At 38.1% G+C, this 19,875-nt stretch carries 16 protein-coding genes; 3 read left to right on the top strand and 13 right to left on the bottom strand.

Annotated elements, in window-relative coordinates:
* Positions 1-7: 7 nt before the first annotated feature.
* From Q4557_RS07165 to Q4557_RS07195, 7 genes are all read right to left on the bottom strand, one after another.
* Positions 8-3,391 (bottom strand): AAA domain-containing protein, encoded by a 3,384-nt coding sequence (locus tag Q4557_RS07165; RefSeq protein ID WP_303411717.1) that lies wholly within the window; start codon positions 3,389-3,391, stop codon positions 8-10.
* A 24-nt stretch (positions 3,392-3,415) separates the two neighbouring features.
* A complete protein-coding gene (locus Q4557_RS07170; RefSeq protein WP_303411719.1) occupies positions 3,416-5,023 on the bottom strand; it encodes an AAA family ATPase in 1,608 nt (535 codons plus the stop codon).
* Positions 5,024-5,169: 146 nt separating this feature from the next.
* Entirely contained in the window at positions 5,170-5,379 is a 210-nt protein-coding gene (locus Q4557_RS07175; protein ID WP_303411721.1) for a hypothetical protein, read from the bottom strand.
* Positions 5,380-5,807: 428 nt separating this feature from the next.
* A complete protein-coding gene (locus Q4557_RS07180) occupies positions 5,808-6,191 on the bottom strand; it encodes a hypothetical protein (RefSeq protein WP_303411723.1) in 384 nt (127 codons plus the stop codon).
* Between the two features lie 711 nt (positions 6,192-6,902).
* Positions 6,903-7,145, bottom strand: coding sequence for a hypothetical protein (locus Q4557_RS07185; RefSeq protein ID WP_102531152.1), 243 nt, complete (start codon positions 7,143-7,145; stop codon positions 6,903-6,905).
* Positions 7,142-8,317 (bottom strand): site-specific integrase, encoded by a 1,176-nt coding sequence (locus Q4557_RS07190; RefSeq protein WP_303411725.1) that lies wholly within the window; start codon positions 8,315-8,317, stop codon positions 7,142-7,144. The genes Q4557_RS07185 and Q4557_RS07190 overlap by 4 nt, the downstream gene beginning before the upstream one ends.
* A gap of 11 nt (positions 8,318-8,328) precedes the next feature.
* A complete protein-coding gene (locus Q4557_RS07195) occupies positions 8,329-8,535 on the bottom strand; it encodes a hypothetical protein (RefSeq protein ID WP_076543066.1) in 207 nt (68 codons plus the stop codon).
* Positions 8,536-8,668: 133 nt separating this feature from the next.
* Here Q4557_RS07195 and Q4557_RS07200 point away from each other — a divergent pair, with 133 nt between their 5' ends.
* On the top strand, positions 8,669-8,869 hold the full coding sequence (locus Q4557_RS07200) for a helix-turn-helix transcriptional regulator (RefSeq protein ID WP_303411772.1): 201 nt from the start codon (positions 8,669-8,671) through the stop codon (positions 8,867-8,869).
* Positions 8,870-8,967: 98 nt separating this feature from the next.
* Here Q4557_RS07200 and Q4557_RS07205 read toward each other — a convergent pair whose 3' ends face one another.
* From Q4557_RS07205 to Q4557_RS07225, 5 genes are all read right to left on the bottom strand, one after another.
* Positions 8,968-11,595: a nuclease domain-containing protein gene (locus tag Q4557_RS07205; RefSeq protein ID WP_303411728.1), complete on the bottom strand. Its 2,628-nt coding sequence runs from the start codon at positions 11,593-11,595 to the stop codon at positions 8,968-8,970.
* Between the two features lie 3 nt (positions 11,596-11,598).
* A complete protein-coding gene (locus Q4557_RS07210) occupies positions 11,599-13,863 on the bottom strand; it encodes an McrB family protein (protein ID WP_303411730.1) in 2,265 nt (754 codons plus the stop codon).
* Positions 13,860-14,012 carry a hypothetical protein gene (locus Q4557_RS07215; protein WP_303411732.1) on the bottom strand — a complete coding sequence of 51 codons (153 nt, stop codon included), beginning with the start codon at positions 14,010-14,012 and terminating at the stop codon, positions 13,860-13,862. The genes Q4557_RS07210 and Q4557_RS07215 overlap by 4 nt, the downstream gene beginning before the upstream one ends.
* 474 nt (positions 14,013-14,486) lie before the next feature.
* Positions 14,487-14,663 (bottom strand): hypothetical protein, encoded by a 177-nt coding sequence (locus Q4557_RS07220; protein ID WP_303411734.1) that lies wholly within the window; start codon positions 14,661-14,663, stop codon positions 14,487-14,489.
* 21 nt (positions 14,664-14,684) lie between these two features.
* A complete protein-coding gene (locus tag Q4557_RS07225) occupies positions 14,685-15,335 on the bottom strand; it encodes a HEPN domain-containing protein (protein ID WP_303411736.1) in 651 nt (216 codons plus the stop codon).
* A gap of 174 nt (positions 15,336-15,509) precedes the next feature.
* On the opposite strand from Q4557_RS07225, the gene Q4557_RS07230 reads away from it, so the two are divergent.
* A complete protein-coding gene (locus Q4557_RS07230; RefSeq protein WP_303411738.1) occupies positions 15,510-16,088 on the top strand; it encodes a hypothetical protein in 579 nt (192 codons plus the stop codon).
* 220 nt (positions 16,089-16,308) lie between these two features.
* Positions 16,309-18,336, top strand: a complete 2,028-nt coding sequence (locus Q4557_RS07235) for a DNA phosphorothioation-associated putative methyltransferase (RefSeq protein ID WP_303411740.1) — start codon at positions 16,309-16,311, stop codon at positions 18,334-18,336.
* Positions 18,337-18,489: 153 nt separating this feature from the next.
* Here Q4557_RS07235 and brxL read toward each other — a convergent pair whose 3' ends face one another.
* Entirely contained in the window at positions 18,490-19,872 is a 1,383-nt protein-coding gene (gene brxL, locus Q4557_RS07240; RefSeq protein WP_303411742.1) for a BREX system Lon protease-like protein BrxL, read from the bottom strand.
* Positions 19,873-19,875: the final 3 nt, after the last annotated feature.

The following is a 19,875-nucleotide window of genomic DNA, read 5'->3' on the forward strand; positions in this document are numbered from 1 at the left end:
ATATTCCTTAGCGCATCGTCAGGCATGTTTTTGCTTTAGACAGCTGCTTTAATTCTGGCGAACGAGACTTGCTTGAAAAATAACTGTAATGCCCGACAATCGCTAACTGGTATCTGGCACGGGTGATCGCTACATTTAAGCGATTTGGCGCATCTAGAAATCCATCTCGTGTTGTGTTAACCATACTTAGCATGACAAAGTCAGCTTCTTGTCCTTGAAAGTAATCCACCGTGGCCAATTTAATCTGAATGCCAAGGTAATCAAATTTTGCATAGGATCTGTTATTGCCTGTTAGTTTTTGCAGCCCTTCTCGTAAGGCTTTTTCTTGGCCTTTGTAAAAGGTGAGAATTGCCATGTCATAATGCTCATTTTTTTTATTTTTGACCTTACCTTGTGCCCACTTACAAAAACGTTCAATTTCATCGGTGATGCGATTTATTTCATTGCTGTTGGAATTTTTATATACGCTGCCCTCTACATCAATCCAGACATTATGCTTGGCAAACCTTGGATAACTCCACTGGCGTCCAGCACTGACCTGGTTACCATCAAATAGCGAATTGTTGTTATAAAACTGCTCGCGAGGATAAGCTGAAATATCGGGATGCATCCGATGCTGGTAGGTTAATGTTGTATGACGCTGTGATTTTTCAGTGCGATGAAAACCTTGGTTTAAGGTAGTGGCAGAGTCAATTTTACGTTTGACTAAACCATCACCTGATAGTGCCTCTAATATCGACGGAAAGGCGATATTCTTAAGTCCGTGTACCCGCCCAAGTACATTAATGGCGACGGGGAGCAACCTGTTGATCTGAGTTTCAAGCCCTTTGGTTTTTCCTTTTCCTGATGATAAGCGTAACCAATACTCTCGCTCTAATCGCCAGCACAACTCTTCAGCCCAGTTGGTTTCTTTAAATCGGCTTAAGTATGCTTGGTTTATATCGGTCGATATTTTCTTGTGGTCTTTTCTAAAATCAACACTTTGTTTATTTTTGTAATTAGTATTATGAATAAAAGCATGGCGCTTAGATTGCCAGTGTTCACTCAACATAATTGCATCAACCGGTAAGCAGTACTCCAATGTGTTTAAAGCGCTTGGTGTGATAAAACAGATGTTATGTTGATAAAGTGGCATTGGGTTATTTAGGATCTGGGGTGTGCCATAAATGTTTTGACTTTCATTTTCTCGATCGCTAATAAGTAATAAATTATCAAGCTCGGCGCAGCTATTGGATCTCGCTTTTATTTCGTTACCTAATGCCTGCAATACTCCGGTTGAAACAGGTACGATTAGCTGGTTGTTATAGAGTTTATTTTGATCGCCTCTTAACTCTTCGAGTAAAAAACACGCTTGCTGAATATCTGGTGATAGTAACTCGGGTGCTTGGTAGTTGCGTGACTTCTCATGGCCACGACCTGGTTTTAGCATCAGCTGCTGTAAATTACATACAATTTGTTCGCGGTCAGTAAACGGCGATAATTGTTTTACATCGCCCACCAGAACAAAGCTTTTAGCGTATTGTGCAGGCACTAAAAACTCTTGAAAGGTTGTTTTACTACATTCATCAATAATCATAACATCAAACGGGTCTGTGCCATTATCTAGTGACAAGGTTCTCTGCCGAAATAGCTTTAAAATTCCAATGGTAGTCCCACAAACTAAATTAGAAGAATCAACTAATATTTGTTCAGAAATATCATCTGATAATGCGCTATTGATGCTGCTTAGTTGATTGTCATACTGAAAATGTTCAACATTTGTAGCTTTATTTTCATCACCAATACGTAGTGGGAATATTTCATCAAGCAGGTCATTTTCTTCAAGCCGCTCTAACACATTATTAATCGCAGCATGCGTCGAAGCACTTAGCAAAATTCGCTTACCTTGGCGTACTAATTGAACAATTAATTCTAAGATTGTGGTCGTTTTACCTGTGCCCGGCGGGCCATCTAAGATAGTAAAATCACTAGAGCCTAATGCTTTGGTGACAAACTCGCGCTGCTCTTTACAACCATCAAAATTAGGATCGCTTAGTACTTTCCAGTCTATTGATTTGTCGTAGGGAGTTAGGAGTGGCCACTGGATATTCTCGCGGTTTTGTAACAGCTTAATTAGCGTTGCCTGACCTTCTGATGGGCGCTGCATTAAGTTATTAATCGCATCTCGTTGCTTTTTTAGTTGCGATGTATCGACTTGCACTCGTAAGGTAGATTTTCCCGATATTTGAGGATACACCGACTTATGTCTTTGTTTGTCTATGTTATTTGCTAACAGTAACTGGCGCTCTTCCGGTTTTGATTTTATAACCTTATAGCCAGGGGCACGGTTGTTATGTTTACTATTTTCGCCATGATGAATGTTGACGTAGTCTTCAAAAAAATAATCTAACACGGATTTACCGTTGTCATCAGCATTCTCAAGCTCAATAAGTTGAATCCAATGCTCTTTAATTTGCTCTTTGTTTATCGTTAACTTGAGTTGGGGGTATTCGCTACAAACGAGGTCACTAATTTCTTGTTGATCTGATTGTTGTGCTTGCAGGCTAAACCCTGAGTTTTTTTTGTAACTAAGGTTCCACTCCTGTGCAATTAAAGGCTTTCCGTGATGACTAAAATGACTTACTGATAATTTATTTAATGAGTCTTGGGTTATATCAGTGATGCTAGCATGTTTGATTGCTGGCTTTGTTTTGTTAAATACTAACCAGCTGTTACCATTTTTAATCGGATTTAATTTTTCTAATTGTGCTAGAGCGCATGTGCTCCGGATGATAAAATCATTTTCAATGTCGTCAATGGTGAGTTTAGATGTTGGGGTGATTAATCCTGATATGGTGACGGTATTATTTTTAGTGGTAGCTGTATGTAAAAACCCATCGACTTTAACGTTGTTGAGCGTGCTTAGATCTAAGCTCAGTGGTCGTAATGTTAATTGATAGCCAGACCATGTAATCGTTTTTATTTCTGCCAGTTCAGGCAGGAAAAGTTTGTATTTGCCACCGCTTTGCACGAAGTCATCTGCCAATATATCAAATGACTGCCGGTCTTTGCCTTTGCCGACGGTAATTTGATCATCAGAGTCTGGCATAAAATCACCATCAAGTGGTGTGCCGTCGACTTCTTCAGTTATTTCATACCAGCCCAAATTGTTGTCTTTAATTTCAACAACAGAAATTGGACTGACTTGATAAATGTTTTGTTGCGGAATTAGTTGGTAACTCTCATAGGCTAATGGTTTCCAGTGGCAACTGACCTGTTTGCCTTCTAATGCTTTAATGCTATTTTCTAGGTAATGCCTAAAGGGAATTAATGTATCTGTAGCGCCTTTTGATAACTTAGCAGCACTGATGCCGCTGTTGTTCTCAAGCGCAGAAAAAAAAGGGTTTTCCATAACTACTTCTACTTCCATTTCTACTTATAAAAAGGGGTTTTCGCCTTCTTGCTTTAAACGTACTTGGCTTGATGGTTTTTTGTCATCTAACCGTTCTGGTTCTTCACTGCTAGCAGGGACTGCTCGTCCTTTTGCCCACTTTCTCGTGTTATCAATTATTTCGTGCATAGTTAATGATAATGGTGAGGTATTTTGTATAGCGTTTTTTAAATACTCGAATGCTAATGGTCGGCCGGCATCAAATGATAAAAACATAGCTTCTTTTACTGCTTCTTCAAGCTCTGCACCGGTAAATCCCTGACTAATAATGGCCAGTTCTTGAATTTCTGGCTGAGAAAAGTCATCAAGACGGTCACGGTTTTTAAGATGAATATTGAGTATTTCGATCCTATCAATCTCGACTGGTAGATCGACAAAGAAAATTTCATCAACGCGACCTTTCCTTAGTAATTCCGGCGGTAATTGTGCTATGTTATTAGCGGTTGCGACGACAAATACCGGCTTTTCTTTTTCTTGCATCCAGGTTAAGAAGCTACCTAGTACCCGTGCTGTTGTGCCGCCATCAGTTGAACCGGAACTTTGCATGCCAGATAGACCCTTTTCTATTTCATCAACCCACAAAATGCTAGGCGATAGCGTTTCTGCTAGTTGTAATGCTTGCCGCATATTCTCTTCAGACTGACCAACTATGCCGCCGTATATCTTCCCCATATCGAGCCTTAATAGTGGTAATTGCCAGGCGTTAGCCACTGCTTTAGCCGCTAAACTTTTACCAGTTCCGGGTAATCCTAGTAGTAGCACACCACGTGGTGTTTCTAGACCATAGTTTTTTGCATCTTCACTAAAAGACTGCTTGCGGCGATTGAGCCAAGATTTTAAATTATTAAGACCACCGATATCATCAAGAGTCGCTTTAGGGTGGAAATATTCTAGGTGACCACTTTTTCTTATTACTTGCTCTTTCTGGCTGACAATAAGAGGAATTTCTGCATTTGTTAACCGTTGCTTTTCGCAAGCCGCTTTGGCAAAAGCAAGCTGAGCCTCACTCGTAGAAAGGCCCAGTGCGGCTTCTAATAACTGCGGTGTTGGAATAAAGTCACGATCATCTAGCTTAAATCGCTGTTTTGCTTGTTGTGCTAACTTTTCTAAATCTTGAGTGTCAGGCAAAGGCATCATCATGACTTGAACTTCTTTCTCAAGTTCGGCCGGTAATTGGGGATATGGTTGTGACAAAATTATCGTGCAATCGGTTATTATTCCTGTTGAAACTGAGGTGGAAAAATTTCTTAGCCTGCTAATTTGTTGATGCTCATGCTCTTGTAGATTAGGGTGAAAATCTTCGATTAAGAAGATGCTACCTTCTAGCGAAATTTCATCGTCATCAGCATTATTAATTAGCTCCAAAATTTCATGAGGTTGCTTATAATCATTAGACAATGCTTCTATTAATGAATCTTTGTACTCTCTGAGTCCATTTGATCGATCCCAAATATAGACAGAAGCATCAAGTTCACCTGCAACCTTAAATATTGCTGCACGGATGCGTAGTGTTTCATGGCTAATTATTTGAATTATTGGGGCGCCTGCTTGAATGTTTAATTTTAATTGGGCACTAAAGCTTTTTGAATTCAATATTTAGTCCTTATTATAGTAAATTTTATTCTTTGTAGTCTTAAACGATTTTCTGCGATTTGGTGACATCTTTTAACGAATAAGGATAGGCCGCGCGTAGCCGCGTCCTTATCTGTTAAATGGCTATTTTGCTTTATCGAACAAATCTATAGCTTTTCTGTCCCACCAACAAATCTCATCTGTTTTTCTTTAAATATATTAAACAAAATATCTTGAAAATGTAGGAATTCATATATTCCATTTCCAGCATCATATTCGTTAGTACCTGTTTTATTTACTGATGAACCTAACAAGTCTGCAGCTTCATCTTGCATCTCAGATAAATCCCTGTCTAAAATTAATTTTGCATTTAACATATCACGCAACATATTGATGTAAAGAGACTAACATCTCAATTACCAACCACCTTTAAGATTAACCTTGCCGCAAAGTTGAGAAAGAACATTTATCAGCTCCATTGTTACTCCACATGAAAACTTAAAACATTGAAAAATATAAGTTATACTTTTATGTTCAAATATATCGATGCTATTTGAGCTGATTTTTGCCTCTCTAATAATTAAAAATTATTATAACTGTGCGAATACACAGTGTGATTAAGTTTTGGGAGGCGCACCTCTGAAGATGAATTTATCGATTTAATTTGTGACAGTTAAAACTAGCTTGTAACTCACTTTGAGGTAAAAGTGAGTCACTGTGACGCCATGATGATTGTCGTTACCATTAAGTTGAATGTAAAAAAGATCTTACCAACTAGAATATATCCTACACCCACTGGCTATTATTATTTACCTGTAACATTAAGTGGTGGAGTAAGCAGTTTGATAAAGTACTCTTCTATAGCCGGAGCTTCAAATTCATGACCATCATCCATGGGGATAGTAGCTATTTGAGTAACGTCTGAAAATGTTAGATCTACACATGAATTGTTTTTACTTGAGAATCTCACTCCAATTCGAGCACCAATCGAAGAACTCATTGAAGCCTTACCAATATACTGTAAGCCGTCATTTTTATCGAAAAGGAAGTACACGCCTGCACGATCGGCATTTTGCCACATTTCCATAGTATCTATTGGACTTAGAATATCTAAATCAACTCGGCAAGAACGTGGATAATTTACTTCAAACTCACTAACTAGCTTTTTTACTTGGCTGTATGTTGTCATTCTATCTTCCAATCAAAGTTAATTAAAATACCCTTACAACTTAACCATAACTCAAAGCCGTGGTAATAACGATTAGCATTAAGTTGATTACAGCTTAAGCATCTGCTTTAATCCTTTTAAAAATCATCACACTGATAACTGATGCCTTGCTAGTCCATTCACATGTTCCATAGTCAACTTTAATCCCTTCGCAGTATCTTCTAGTATGAAATCAATGGGGGCCTTTCCATCAAAGGGAGAGTTGTCATTGATCATACCTACATAGCCATAGATATTCACTGGATTAGAAAAAAGCACTTCAAACTAGCATAGATATTAAGAATATAACTTAGCCAGATCATTAGATCTTCACTGAAATATTACACACTATCAGCATTAATTGATTCATACTAAACACCAACTAATACTTCAACTTGTGACGGATTGCATCTGCATTTTTCAAGAATAGTTAACACTACTCTAAAACCAATTTGAGCCTGTTTGAAATCCATCACATCAGAATCAGCCATAAACGCTCCCTAAATTAACTTGTTGTAAGAAGCTTTAGTTCATTTTTATCCATAAGAATCGATAAATTTAAGATCCTATATCAACTCAAGTACATAAAGTAATAAATGGAAATACATGATTTTTTAACCAACTTCAATAACCAAAAAACACCTATCATCAAAGAAGGTGTATTTTGGTTATTGAAGTTATATGAGTGCTAACTTATAACGATAAGCATAATTGAAAACCTTTTGACTCAAGGTGCTTTTGCAATTGCTGTTCCCACCACAACAAGTCACTACTATGCTCTTGTAAGTAAAGCTTATTTATCCAGCTCACTAAAGCAGATAAATTATTATGTGATTCAGAAAAACCTAAAGCACAACTTAGCTCCCTTCCTGTAGGTTGGCAATAAAAACGCTGGCATAAGTAGTGAGCTAAGTTAAGTCGAATTTCATTATTCATGATGTTTCTCCTGTCAGTTTTTGATTTAAAAATGCTTCAAAAGCACTGCCGTCACGGCGAGTTAAATTAGGTACATAGCGTGAATACACTGTAAAAAGCATATTGGTATTAGCGTGACCCATTTGCTTAGCAATCCATTCAGGTGACTCACCAGACGCTAACCATAAGGTGGCCGCGGTATGTCGAGTTTGATATGGGTTTCTGCGAGGGATGTTTAAAATATCTAATGTGGGGTACCAAACACGATAAGACATGTTTTTGTTGTTCATTGGCTTGCCACCAGCGGTTTGAAATACAAAACCATGGCCATCTGACTGCTTGTAATGTTTAGTTAATGATTCAAAAACCAACTCATTCATATCAATTTCACGTAATGATGTTTTGGTTTTCACTGGGCCAAGTTTATTTCGAACCCACGACTGGCGAACTAGAATTTGTCTGCGTTCGAAATCTATATTCTCCCACTGCAAACCATCTATCTCACCGGTTCTAAGACCACTGAAAAAGCGTGTTAAGAAATAACAACGAAAATCCGGACGGACAAAATCTAGGAACTTAAAAACTTCATCTAAGGTAAATGGGTGAACAGGCTTACGATTAACAGGTAGTGGCTTGATTGACTTCCAAGGGCTAGTAAAGTCATATCGCTCTGCCGCATCATTCAACACTACACGCAGTGGCGATAATATTTGATTGATGCGTGAAGCTGATAACTCTTTTCCAAACACACTCCCATCCACTAAATCTGCACGAAACTTTAAAACTTCTGACTTTGTTATCGAATTTATGGCTCGTTCACCAAAGCGAGGCAATATATACAAAGTCAGAATATCCTCAATAGTACGAAGTTGAGATGGACGCCATTCAGCTTTACGCTCAAGCAACCATTGCTCAACAAACACTCGAACCAAATCAGAACCAGGCGCCCCACTCCCTTTACCTTCAGCAGCGACTTCATAAGCGGCAAACTTCAGTGCATTTTTACTATTAGGAAAGTGTCGAGAGTACTCAAACTGATTTAACTGAATTTCAGCCTCTATTCGCTTAAGTACCGCGGCAGCTCTTTTACGATTTGCAGCTGTATCTTCTAAAGTGGTCATCTCACGACAGCGAACACTCTTAAACCGAAAATCGAGGTATAACTTGTTATTACGCGCATTTACACTACCCATTGCACACCTCGCTATTTAGTTGGCAAAACGTCTGAATAACCAAACAACATGAGATCTTCAACACTCTCCCAGATGAACAATATTTTGCGACCACCAAATGGTCTAATGTAATGGATACCTTCGAGAAAAATGGCATCCTTTAGTTGGTCACGAATCGTTCTCGCATCATATTTAATGCGTACAGATAACTCTTCAGCTGTTAAATAAGTATTAGACATAATATACTCTCCGATAGGTCATTTGATTTCACAGAAAGCTTTTTCGCTCTCCTGTAGAACAAATTTATGCTCATTTATTATCTTTTGCAAGCTTTTTTAACCTGCAGGAGAACATTTTTTATTATTGGAGCTCATTTTGAAGTGTAATCTTTCCAGAATACTCGGTGAGAAAAGACTTAAAGTTTCTGATGTGGCAAGGGATACCGATATCAACAGAGGCACCATCACCCGTTTGTACAATGAAACGGCCACTCGTGTTGAATTAGATGTGCTTGAAACGCTGTGTAAATATTTAGATGTGGAAATTGGTGAGTTACTGGAAATAGAAGAATGACATCTCAATCCCTTACCTTACTTTCTAGTCAAATTAAATGCTTTAAAGTCTAATTGTTCGAGTTCTAGTGGCCAACAAAAACTAGCCGCTACAGGTCATTACCAAGCCCCCCACTCACCACATTTTGGGGATTTCATATTAAAAGGCTCTATTGCACGAGCCGAATGATAACTCCAATAAAGTCCATTCTTGATTAAACGGGTATCTGTAGTTCTGCAGTGATTAAATATTTGGTACTGCTCGCATTCTGTACACCTCGTCCATACTGAACGTGGAGTTCTCTCAACCCATTCGCCTCGGCTGTTTTTATATGTAGATGTTTTATCTATTATTTCTACGTGAGTCGAACCGCATCGAATACAGATAGGCACCGCTACTGTTTTGTCATTTGTGTTTAATCGCGTATTTGAATCTTCGAGTTTGTATTGCAAGAAAAGCCCTAGGAGCCTTTGTAGTTCATCATTATAAAGCTCTCTATCAATAGGGTTTAAAAGGATGCCGCCATAACAATGATTTGGATAAAACTCCTCACTTTCTTCGTTATTTATATTAACTTCACCTAAATAACTGTATTTCCCCCAAGACTGGGAGGTAACCCTAGTTGGTAATGCGTTAAAGCAGGGGTGAATTAGAAAAACTGGATTTTGGTTATTTTCACTATAGTTTTTATCATGATATAAGTGTTTAATTACATTGACTAAGCCACCAAAGCGCTCAAATGTTCCTTTGTTATAAAATTTTGCATCCATAACAAAACGCTTATGGTTTGTGTGGGTATTGTTTATATCTTTTTCAGTAAACCAGATGAGATCCAATACGAAATCAGGCCTCTTACCGTGTTCTAAGGTTTTCTCATAAGTAAGCTTAATAAAACGTTTAGCATCTTGGTTACTGAGCGAAAGTTCGATGTCGGTCTTGTTTGTTTTAACAGTTTCAATCAACAGGTACTTCCAATTGTCTTGCAGGGTAAATCTAAATGATTCTTTAAGTATTTTTATGATTTGAAGTAGGCACCAACGTTCATAAAGTATTGGCATATTTATCAACCCAATTGCATCAATCTCTTCGAGACTAAGTAACAACTCTTCATCTGCTAAATTAGTAATGTCACGGAGTGTCTTATAGCCGTTATGAACACCTTGATAATGAGGGTTTTGGACAAAGGTCATCGAGTTTGGGAAGTGTGATGAAGGCTTTATCTGTAATTTTTTAAAAGCTTTAATCAGTTTGTCCAGTTGGCGTAGCTTAGGTGCTACTTTTTCATAAACATAATTAGACATAGTTTGATTTTTTTCATAAAAACCAATTCGATTACGTAAAGATGCCTTTTCTTTTTCCTGCTCTTCAATTTCTGAATTTGTCAGTTTTTTCTGCCAGTTCTGTTCACTTAGTTTTGTGCCTAATAGCTTTTCTTCATTAAAAGCTCGGCGAGCATTCATCATCGACTCTGAGCCAATTAACTTGATAGATTGAATCGAATCAAAATTAAATATATTTAATCTTTCGGTGCTGAAAAGATGACTTTGACAAGTAACCTGTAAGCTCATGCCATGCTGTAACACAGATATTAGAGGTGCATAATTTTCATTATGTCTAAATGAGATAATTGAGTGTTTGCCGTTCACATCCCCCCAGATACTACCGTCCCACACTTTGATAAAAAAGCCATCTCCCTCTCTTGTTAAGCTTTCTATTTGAATAAAAAAGTCTTCAAATTGACCATGTTCACTAAATTGAATACCGCTATTGTCGAGCTTATTTGTAAAAAGCTTTTGCCAGTAGTCTATATGACACCGCTCTGCAAGCTTTTTAAGATCATTAACGACAAGCTCCCTTTCAATCTGGATGCTGTCACTAAAGCTATTATGCTGATTTTCTAGTTTAGAGAGTGTGTCTTTATAACGTTGAGCTTTATTATTAGCTAATATAGTGACCTGTTTTACTATGCGATAGCACCTTTCAAGGGCGAAAAGTACATAACGGTTTTCAGCAACATTAAATGTTGATTCAGTTGCTCGACTGGTAAGGAACCGTTGGTTGGTTTTACTCGATAGTTCCATAAAAGTGCGATTAACGGGTTTAACCGCCTTCCTCGGCTTTAATGCCTGTACCTCACGAAGTTCAGCTTTCGGTGTAATTAAAACTTTTTCAGCATGGGATACCAAATTATTTATGCACTCAATAATTTTATCGTTTACTCCTAGCGTATTAGATGTTTTGGCGTTAGCTTGAACAGCGCTGCTTTCATCTAATATGAGCTCCCATAAATCATTTTTAAAAGAACTCAGATAAGATTCAAGTTGTTCTAGGGTAAAATCGGCGCCAGCTATAGCAAGTATGCAGGCTTTACCTTGCAATGAAAATTTTATGCTTCCGACGATATTTGGGGCAATACTCCGCCATATTTTGTTTTTTTGATCCCATTCATCTGCAACTATCCACCAAGTACGCCCTGTATCAATATCTTTAATTGGAGTTAAATACTTAACATTACCGTTAGGCATATCTATGTAGGGCTTGGCTATTTTGTTATTTAAAAAACGTATAGCAAGTTGGCCGCGAGCTACACCTTTTGCGTTATGGTAAATAGTGGTTTCACATTCAAATTGACTCTTAGCTTCATCATATTGAATCTGTAAACCACTGATAGACTCAGTAACTTTTGTAAGCGTATTTTTGTCATACCAGGTTAAATCAAGATACTTTATTTCAAAATGTGGCTTCATAAATTACGACCAGAAATTCACTACACCATCGTTTGCTTTGGCGTCCCTAACAACGGTTTCTAATGCCTTAACTGCACAAAATACATGACTATTGTTTTCATGATTTGGAAGTTGTAACTTAAGGCGCTCAGTTAGTACCCTCTCTATCAATTCCAGCTTAGTTTGATCACCAATACTTTTATTACCTTCAAAGTTAAATTTAGGTAGTACCTTATGCAGTAAAAAGTTGTTGATGGCTAGCTCACTATCAGGATTAACATCTTTAAAAAGCTCTAAATAATTTAACCCCTGACGAATAGTGCGCATACCAAACTCAACACCAATCTTGTGGAAGAACTCTTTATTAAGGTCAATAAAGAGTTCACAGAACTCATTACTTCGTTCAAATTTTGGATAACTTTCACGAATACCTAATGCTTCTACATCAAGTAATACAGGCTTGCTGACATCATCAAAACCATAGCCCTTGACCTCATCAAAAATGGAGTCCCAGTCAGATAAGAGCGGAGATTCAAATCGCATTATATGGGCGCGATCTAGAATCTTAGGAGATAAATAGTGTGTTGTTTCATCGATGTTGATGGCACCTATGATACGTACGTTTGGAGGCACTTTTATTGTTGAAGGTGTATTGATAACCCCTGACAACATACGGCGTATATCACCATGGTATTTTATCAGTGAATCTTTATCACTAAAGCCAAACGCACGCTTCATCTCGGTATTGACATCTTCATCTTGCATCAGCTTTACGAAGTCGACCAGCCCGTCTTGAGAGTACTTTTCTTTTGCCTCTGAAATGATGGACACGACCGCTTTAAGTTCTGATAGCACGTGTGCAGATTCATCATCAGAATAAAGCTGTATCTCAGGTGTTTTTTCTCGATCTTCTAGCTTTGATAAAAAGTCTGCAAAATAGTACTCAACCCTTGCTAAATTCATCTCATCCAAACAGATAAAGTAAGGAGTCTCTGGGTTTTGTTGTGCTTCAATCAGCGCTTCGAGAAATGGTGTTGCAAGGTATTTTTTCTCAAGTGGATTATAGTAACCAAGCAGATCTTCGGAACTGGTCCAGTTCGGCTTTACTGGAATAATTTTAGATACACCACCAACGGCTTTGGCAAACGACTGCACCAAATTAGTCTTACCTGAGCCTGAGTCACCTGCAAGAATGATAAGATCGTTTGAGCGAATAAGCGTAAGGTAGTTCTCAATGATATGCCTCGGATATAGTATCCCTTGTTTTTTAAGGAAGGCATGGATATAAGAAACTGTTAGCTTATAGTCTCTCTTAAACACTTCATTAAAACTGACCATTTCTGCAGTGTCACGCTCTTTTGCTGCATCAGAAATAAAGCTATCGAAATCGTCTTCATCGATGAACTCAAAGTCTTTAAGAAAAACAGCTTTTTCAGCAATATAAGATTTTAGTTTTTCAATTTTTTTGGCCATTTCTAACTGTATCTCTTTGTATTGAGCTTTAAGGGAGTTGAGTTCACTGTGACGTTGACGAAGCTGTGAGCTCAGCTTCTGGGTATTGTGTTTAAGCGCGCTTTTTTTTTGTTCTAATGCAGATAAAGCGATTTGGTTTTTTGCAAGAACCTTGTTAACCTTTACTAACTCAAGCTCTGCAAGTTGCCTCTTGCTATCGTGTTCGTCAATAATTTGATTGGTAGCTTGCTGTTGTTCAGCCTCTATGGATGCTATTAACTCATCTTTCTTACTTGCTATCTGGTTTAGATCTTGTTGAAGTTTTTGTTCAGCTACTGCCAATTCTTGCTGTAAATTTGCCATGTGAAAGTCATGTATAGACTTAACGATATAGCTGGTCTCATCACCTTCGATTAGCTGTGATTTATCAAAGGTAATTGGTAATGCTTGAAGCACTTCTGCAGAACCAAATTTGACAGTTAGTTCAAACGGGTTGTTATGCTTCTGGCGTTCTTTCAATGGGGAGAGTACTAACTCACACTTAACCCATACTCTTAGCTTGGTATTTAAAAGTGCCTTTGCGTAGTCATATGGGACATAAACTCCGGACTCGATTCCATGTCTAAGTTTTAACGGATAATCTATGGTTTGATTGCCAGCTATTAACCTAACCTTGTGTAAATTAATAAACTTGTGAGTTTGAGGGTCAACAAGTTCTCCCCAAACTTCAATCTTGCCATTGGTGATACCCCAACTATCAAACAAACGTTGATAAAGCTCGGCATCTGAAAGGTCCTTGACGACATCTAAACTATAGATAATGCCTGTGTTGCTCATTGATTACACGCCTGTACGACAATGACGCTGGTTAGGTGGAGTTGTGTTGTTTGTACTTCAGATAACCGGGCTTTGAGTTGGTCGCTAGCGGGCATGTTGAATTTGGTGATAATGTCAGTTTCAGTTAACTTTGCTTTATTAATGCTCATCGCCAATCCAGGTCCTTCTTAGAAGATAACAAACAGTTACGGACAATTTCCCCGTATGGATTGTGCCATAAAGCCATCATAAAAATATAGGGGCTAGGTCAAGGTTACTCCCAAAGAGGCCAAAACTCCGCTTAGCTAATCCATAATTCCAATTTAAAATCTAAGCTTAAGTGGTGTCTTTATTGATCTTCTTTATTTCTGCTACTTTTTTCACCTAAAGTAACATACAGCCAAAAGGCGAATAGGCCAACAATACTTCCAAAAAACAGTAACCCTCCTTTGCCACTCGAATCATATGCTAGCCATGAAATTAAAAGTAATATAATAGCTAAAATACGTACTAATATTTCTTCAACATAAACTAGCCTTCACTACAACTAGATAGCTCGGCATAACATTCCTGAACTCCTGCCCCCATAAATGTATCATAAAGGCTAATAACAGGTCGTCCAATTCCTGAAGAATTCAAGTCTGTTAAGAAATTAAATTCAGCAGCAGGCTCATCAAGCCAAATCCATATTGCCAACTACCTCCATTTTTAATAGGAATTCCCTTAGCGATTGAAGGAACAATAGACATTGAGCTACCAATTCCGGGACCTACTCGAGCACTCATCACTTGTGCTTGTAGTTCCCTTTGGAAGAATGACATCTCAATCCCTTACCTTCTAGATCAATCAGACACAACTGGGTAATTTGCATCGCCCCAAAGTTGATCTGAGCTATCCATCATGATGTTGATAATAATAGGCACAAGCTTTGATAGAAAGGCAACGCCATCTCGGATTTGATCACGATTAGCAGAACTATTCCAAGTCGCCCCACCATGGATTAATTGATTTCTGAGGGTATATAAACGCTGCAGGATGATGGTATTAAGCTGGTCAGTTCTTTTAGTTGAAAGTGCCACGTTTGCACTGGCTTTAGCATTTGAAAAACGTAATACCCACTCTTCTTCTGTAAGCTTTCCGTTTTGAAAATCCCAAAAAGGTTGAAACACATATTGGTTGTCTAACAGCACCCGAATACAAGAAGAAAATTCAGACCAAACAAGTGAGTAAAGGTGATTTCCTTTATCTAGATCGACAAGTTTTGACATAAACTTAGCAAACGCTTCTGATTCTGTATGCCTTAACACTTCAGTGTCTTGAGCATAAGCCGCATTAAAGGCTATCCATAAAAAAATAAACTGACTATCTTTGTCATCATGACACTGTTCAGATTTTGCTAACCAACTCAATGAGCGATGAACCCGTAATGCCAAACCTTCAGGGAAACCTTGCCTAATTTCACGTTGCTTTTTTTTCAAAGAATCAAAGTCCATTTCATCGCCTTATTTAAGGTAAATTGACTCAATAACATCATCGAATCATCCAATAACCAGAAATAACATAACACTATTTTATTGGTAATAAATAGATTCAAGTCAATATCTTACTTTTAATATTTTCTATTAAGCGCTATGGTTGGAGTGATACTCTATGAAGGTAAGAATAAATTGTCTGAATTTCATCTAAGTTCAAAAGCAAGTAAGCATTTCAGTTTTGAACAGCTGATTTTGTGTGGCAAAACCTTAGGGGGTAATCAAATTGATAATCTACCTAAACAGGCAGATTCATGGAGAGCATTAAACCAACTTGCTACAAAGCTACTCGACCCTGTATACGAGCAATTCGGGCCACTAGAATTAACTTACGGGTTTTGCTCACCACAATTAGCAAGGCTGATAGCTAAAAATAAAAATCCACATATTTCCCCCTCACTAGATCAGCATTGCTCACACGAATTGAACCGAAACCATAAGATAATTTGTAATCGTTTAGGTGCAGCCTGTGACTTCTTTATTCAAGATAAATCAGTTGATATGCAAGTTGTAGCCAAATGGATAAGCCAAAATCTCAAGTTCGATAGAATGTATTACTATGGTAAAAACGCACCTATCCATATTAGTAATGGCCCTGAGATGAATCAGTTTTTGCAGCTAATGAAAACACACAATGCAACCAAGCGCCGCTCCCCTTCTTTTAAGGGACGAGGTGATAAAGTGATACAGCTTATTGATGAAGTGAGTTACTAATGGATAAGATAATTATCGACTCAGCGGCTGAAACGATCGAATACACTAACAGCCAAGAAACCATGAAGCTTCTCAAGGTAACGAGTTGCGAGTTGATGCATCTCAGAGTAGCCAATAGAATAAAATCTATAAAACGTGGAAATGGTTATTTCTACCAAGTGAACAGTTTAAAACAAATTAAATAAAACTAATCATGAATTTATTAGGATGGAACGTCTAAATGGATGCCACACTATTTAAGCAACTTGTATCAACAATGCCTATTGGTAAAAAGCTAGCTGATGCCCATTACATCCACAAAGACGGCTTAATGGAAGTTGCGACAGAATTGAGCTCATTCATCGATGCAGTAAGCCAAGCACTCAAGATAGATAGTCACAGCTGGGATTTAGTCAAACTCAACAAAAATGAATTCAAATTATCATTGCTGTCTTATCCAACCTTTTTTACCGAACCTTATCCAGCTTTAACTCAAAGTGTCACCATTGATTTAGTCAAGCTAACCCATAGAATCACAAAGTACGAAGAAAGTGATAACCCACCAATACTTCACCGTAAAGAAACCATGATACCCATTACACACGAAGCTTATGAAAGCTTTGTGCACATCACCCAAGAAGGTGAAAATGCAGGCTTGTATGAAAAAAGCCGGATGATTGGATTTAAACAGTCATGGGAGCGAATAATTACAGAGCATGGGTACGAACTGGTTGATGGCAGATTGTTTAGAGCCTCAGCATTAAATTCATCACCCAACAATGAAAGCACTATCGATAGACACAAAACGGCCTTAGTCAGACATGAACTAAGCTCACCAATGAAACAACTCGCCAAGCAAGGTTTTTTAAATGGTGACTACAGTCTATTTGATTATGGTTGCGGCCGCGGTGATGACTTACGCGAGCTTCAAGCTCATGGCCTTGAAGCATTAGGCTGGGATCCCAATTTTTGCCCCGATGCAGAGAAGCAAACATCCGACATCGTAAATATCGGCTTTGTGATTAATGTCATTGAAGACCAAGTTGAACGTTCTGAGGCCGTGATTGGTGCTTGGCAACTGTGTACTAAATTACTCGTTGTATCTGCAATGCTGGCAAATGACAGTTACATCAGCCAATTCACTCCCTATAAAGATGGAGTTATTACTTCACGTAATACATTTCAAAAGTACTACGCACAAGCCGAGCTTAAGGGCTACATTGAGAGAGTATTAGATGAAAATGCCATTGCGATTGCACCAGGTATTTATTATGTCTTTAGGGATAAAATAGAAGAACAACGCTTCCTTGCAAGGCGACATCAACGTCACCATCAATGGCACCAAATAACCACTCCAGCGCCAACAAGTGAAGAACAAGCTAGGTTACTGTTTACCCAACACCAAGATTTGCTGAGCCAATTTTGGGATAGATGCCTAGAGCTTGGGCGAATACCCATTGATGAAGAGTTTACCGATTCAGCCAACATCAAAATGCATTTTGGAAATGCTAAAAAAGCATTTAAATTACTTATGCAAGTTCAAGGAGAACAAGCTGAGCAAGAGTTTGAACAAGCTATCAAATTACGGCAAGAAGACTTGTTAGTTTATTTCGCGTTATGTCAATTTGAGCAACGCAAAGGATACGTACATTTACCTGACGAGCAAAAGCGCGATATAAAGATTTTTTTTGACACTTACAAAATCGCCGTAGCAAAAGCTAAAGCACTTTTGTTTGCGATTGCAGATACAAGCCTTATCGAACAGGCTTGCATTAAAGCACATGAAACTCTACCTGCAAGTAAGCTAAATGAAGGTCATTCATTAGAACTACATAAAAAGTTTTTAAGCTACTTACCAGCATTGCTGCGTGTTTATGTTGGGGCAGCAGTACAACTTTATGGTGAACTTGATGAAATCGATTTAATCAAAATTCATATTACATCTGGCAAAGTCAGCTTTATGGGGTATGACAACTTCGACACGACTCCACTTCCAACATTACGCGAACGCATTAAAGTCAAAATGTGGCAGCTTGATGTGGATTTTTTTGACTATGTAGATGCAGAACGTAGACCTCCCTTGCTATTTAAAAGTAAATTCCAAGATGACAGTTTTGAAGATTTTAAAAAACAAAAAGCATTTGATAAGCGCATTGAAAAAGAATTACTGCTTGAATCAACCTACCACTTCAATAAAATCACTGATATACATCAAGCACTTAAGTTAAAGTCAAGACAAGTTAAAGGATATAGGATTCATAAATCATGATATTTAGTTTATATGATTTTTTGCTGAAAAGTATACTGAAATTACTGTCCATAAATGTTCGTATCTACCAGCTCCACTTCTGACTTAGTAAAATTCAATACTGTAAGAGTTTCATTCTATTTTCATTCCCTTTCTGACTTCAGTTTATATTTTTTAAGTGAAAGTTATATCTAATTCAGGCGAAAACTCACTCGGATTCATAAATGAAATTTGACGTCTTACCATGCCTCTGAGCTCCATAGATGGCTTTAAAACGTACTCTTCATAATCAGCATCTTCAGGGTTGAGCATCAATAGCTTTGATAATCCTGATGATGTTCTTTCAATTGCTTTTGTGTCTCGAATATCCCCGCCTAACGTTGGAATGCGACCGTAAGGAAACTCCACATCACTAACTGATCGAAGTTGGTGTAGATATTCCCCAAATGCGTCTGCTTTTAAACCCACCCCCGTAGCAATTTTCTCTTTAGTGAATCTAGGTATTTCCCAGCCAGGAATAATTCCATGAAAACGATCTAGTAGCGCATCATCATGAAACATTTTTGGGAGCTCTCTAATATAATCTGGGCGCGTTGGCTGTGAGTTATGCAGCTCAATATTAGCGAGAATCATTAAACCACACTCACTAGTGACTTTCTCCCCACCACGAGAAAACTCTCCGGATTCTAAGTAAGCTTTGAACTTAGCATGAATGTCATTCTCACCCTTAAATTGAATTGACTGACCTTCGTCTAGAACTAAAACATCATTCGTAGCCATTAAACCTAGTTGTTTTGAACTCAAATTGTAGAAGAGCTGAGCCTCTGATAATGCGCCACCACTGTTGAGCCATACATAACGACTTAGATTTGAAAAAATGAATGACTTACCAGTTCCTTTCGGAGCCAACTCCATCATATTAAGATTGTTTTGAACCATTGGTAAAAGGCGCAAAATTAAGTAACGCTTTTGTCTATCGTTATAAGCACTAGGCTCACAACCCATAGTACGAACAAGCAAATCGATCCACTCTGATGTATTGAAGTTCTGACGCGCCAACACCATTTGCTCAAGATCTATTTTTCCTGATTGCATTGGCTTAAATTCAATGAGCTTTACAGCCTTCCCTTTGTTGTGTGAAACCGCGCGAAGACGACCAGCTCCCCATTGGCCTCCTGCTAGTATCTCTGGGCAACTATGAATTACATCTTCGGCGACTAACCCATCAACAAGATCTAAGCTTGGGATGCTGACAAACGTTATACCTTTTTTTAGATCAGTACGTACGGAGTACTTATCTAAAATTACCATTTCGTTACCGTTGCTCAAATTCCATTTGATTTTCTCTTTATCATTTTTACTAGGTAAATGCTCAGCCATGAATCTTGTAATCTTTTTACGAGTTTCAATTGGCTGCTCGGTCAAATCACTAAATTTAGCAACCAACCACTCTTCAACAAAAGAAGGGATAGTTCTACTTTCTCTAATCTTCAAGTCAGCTACCAACTTCTTATTGATAGCCATACTCCCAAAATATTGTTCTATTTTGTTATCCATTAA

Origin of the sequence: Shewanella sp. 5_MG-2023, from assembly GCF_030547465.1 — a bacterium.
Taxonomy (GTDB): domain Bacteria; phylum Pseudomonadota; class Gammaproteobacteria; order Enterobacterales; family Shewanellaceae; genus Shewanella.

Coding starts and splice junctions, on each gene's coding strand:
- Q4557_RS07220 (WP_303411734.1), bottom strand. CDS start 14,663: ATGTCATTCTTCCAAAGGGAACTACAAGCACAAGTGATGAGTGCTCGA.
- Q4557_RS07210 (WP_303411730.1), bottom strand. CDS start 13,863: ATGAGCAACACAGGCATTATCTATAGTTTAGATGTCGTCAAGGACCTT.
- Q4557_RS07215 (WP_303411732.1), bottom strand. CDS start 14,012: ATGAGCATTAATAAAGCAAAGTTAACTGAAACTGACATTATCACCAAA.
- Q4557_RS07205 (WP_303411728.1), bottom strand. CDS start 11,595: ATGAAGCCACATTTTGAAATAAAGTATCTTGATTTAACCTGGTATGAC.
- Q4557_RS07190 (WP_303411725.1), bottom strand. CDS start 8,317: ATGGGTAGTGTAAATGCGCGTAATAACAAGTTATACCTCGATTTTCGG.
- Q4557_RS07165 (WP_303411717.1), bottom strand. CDS start 3,391: ATGGAAAACCCTTTTTTTTCTGCGCTTGAGAACAACAGCGGCATCAGT.
- Q4557_RS07225 (WP_303411736.1), bottom strand. CDS start 15,335: ATGGACTTTGATTCTTTGAAAAAAAAGCAACGTGAAATTAGGCAAGGT.
- Q4557_RS07195 (WP_076543066.1), bottom strand. CDS start 8,535: ATGTCTAATACTTATTTAACAGCTGAAGAGTTATCTGTACGCATTAAA.
- Q4557_RS07180 (WP_303411723.1), bottom strand. CDS start 6,191: ATGACAACATACAGCCAAGTAAAAAAGCTAGTTAGTGAGTTTGAAGTA.
- Q4557_RS07235 (WP_303411740.1), top strand. CDS start 16,309: ATGGATGCCACACTATTTAAGCAACTTGTATCAACAATGCCTATTGGT.
- Q4557_RS07185 (WP_102531152.1), bottom strand. CDS start 7,145: ATGAATAATGAAATTCGACTTAACTTAGCTCACTACTTATGCCAGCGT.
- Q4557_RS07175 (WP_303411721.1), bottom strand. CDS start 5,379: ATGTTAAATGCAAAATTAATTTTAGACAGGGATTTATCTGAGATGCAA.
- brxL (WP_303411742.1), bottom strand. CDS start 19,872: ATGGATAACAAAATAGAACAATATTTTGGGAGTATGGCTATCAATAAG.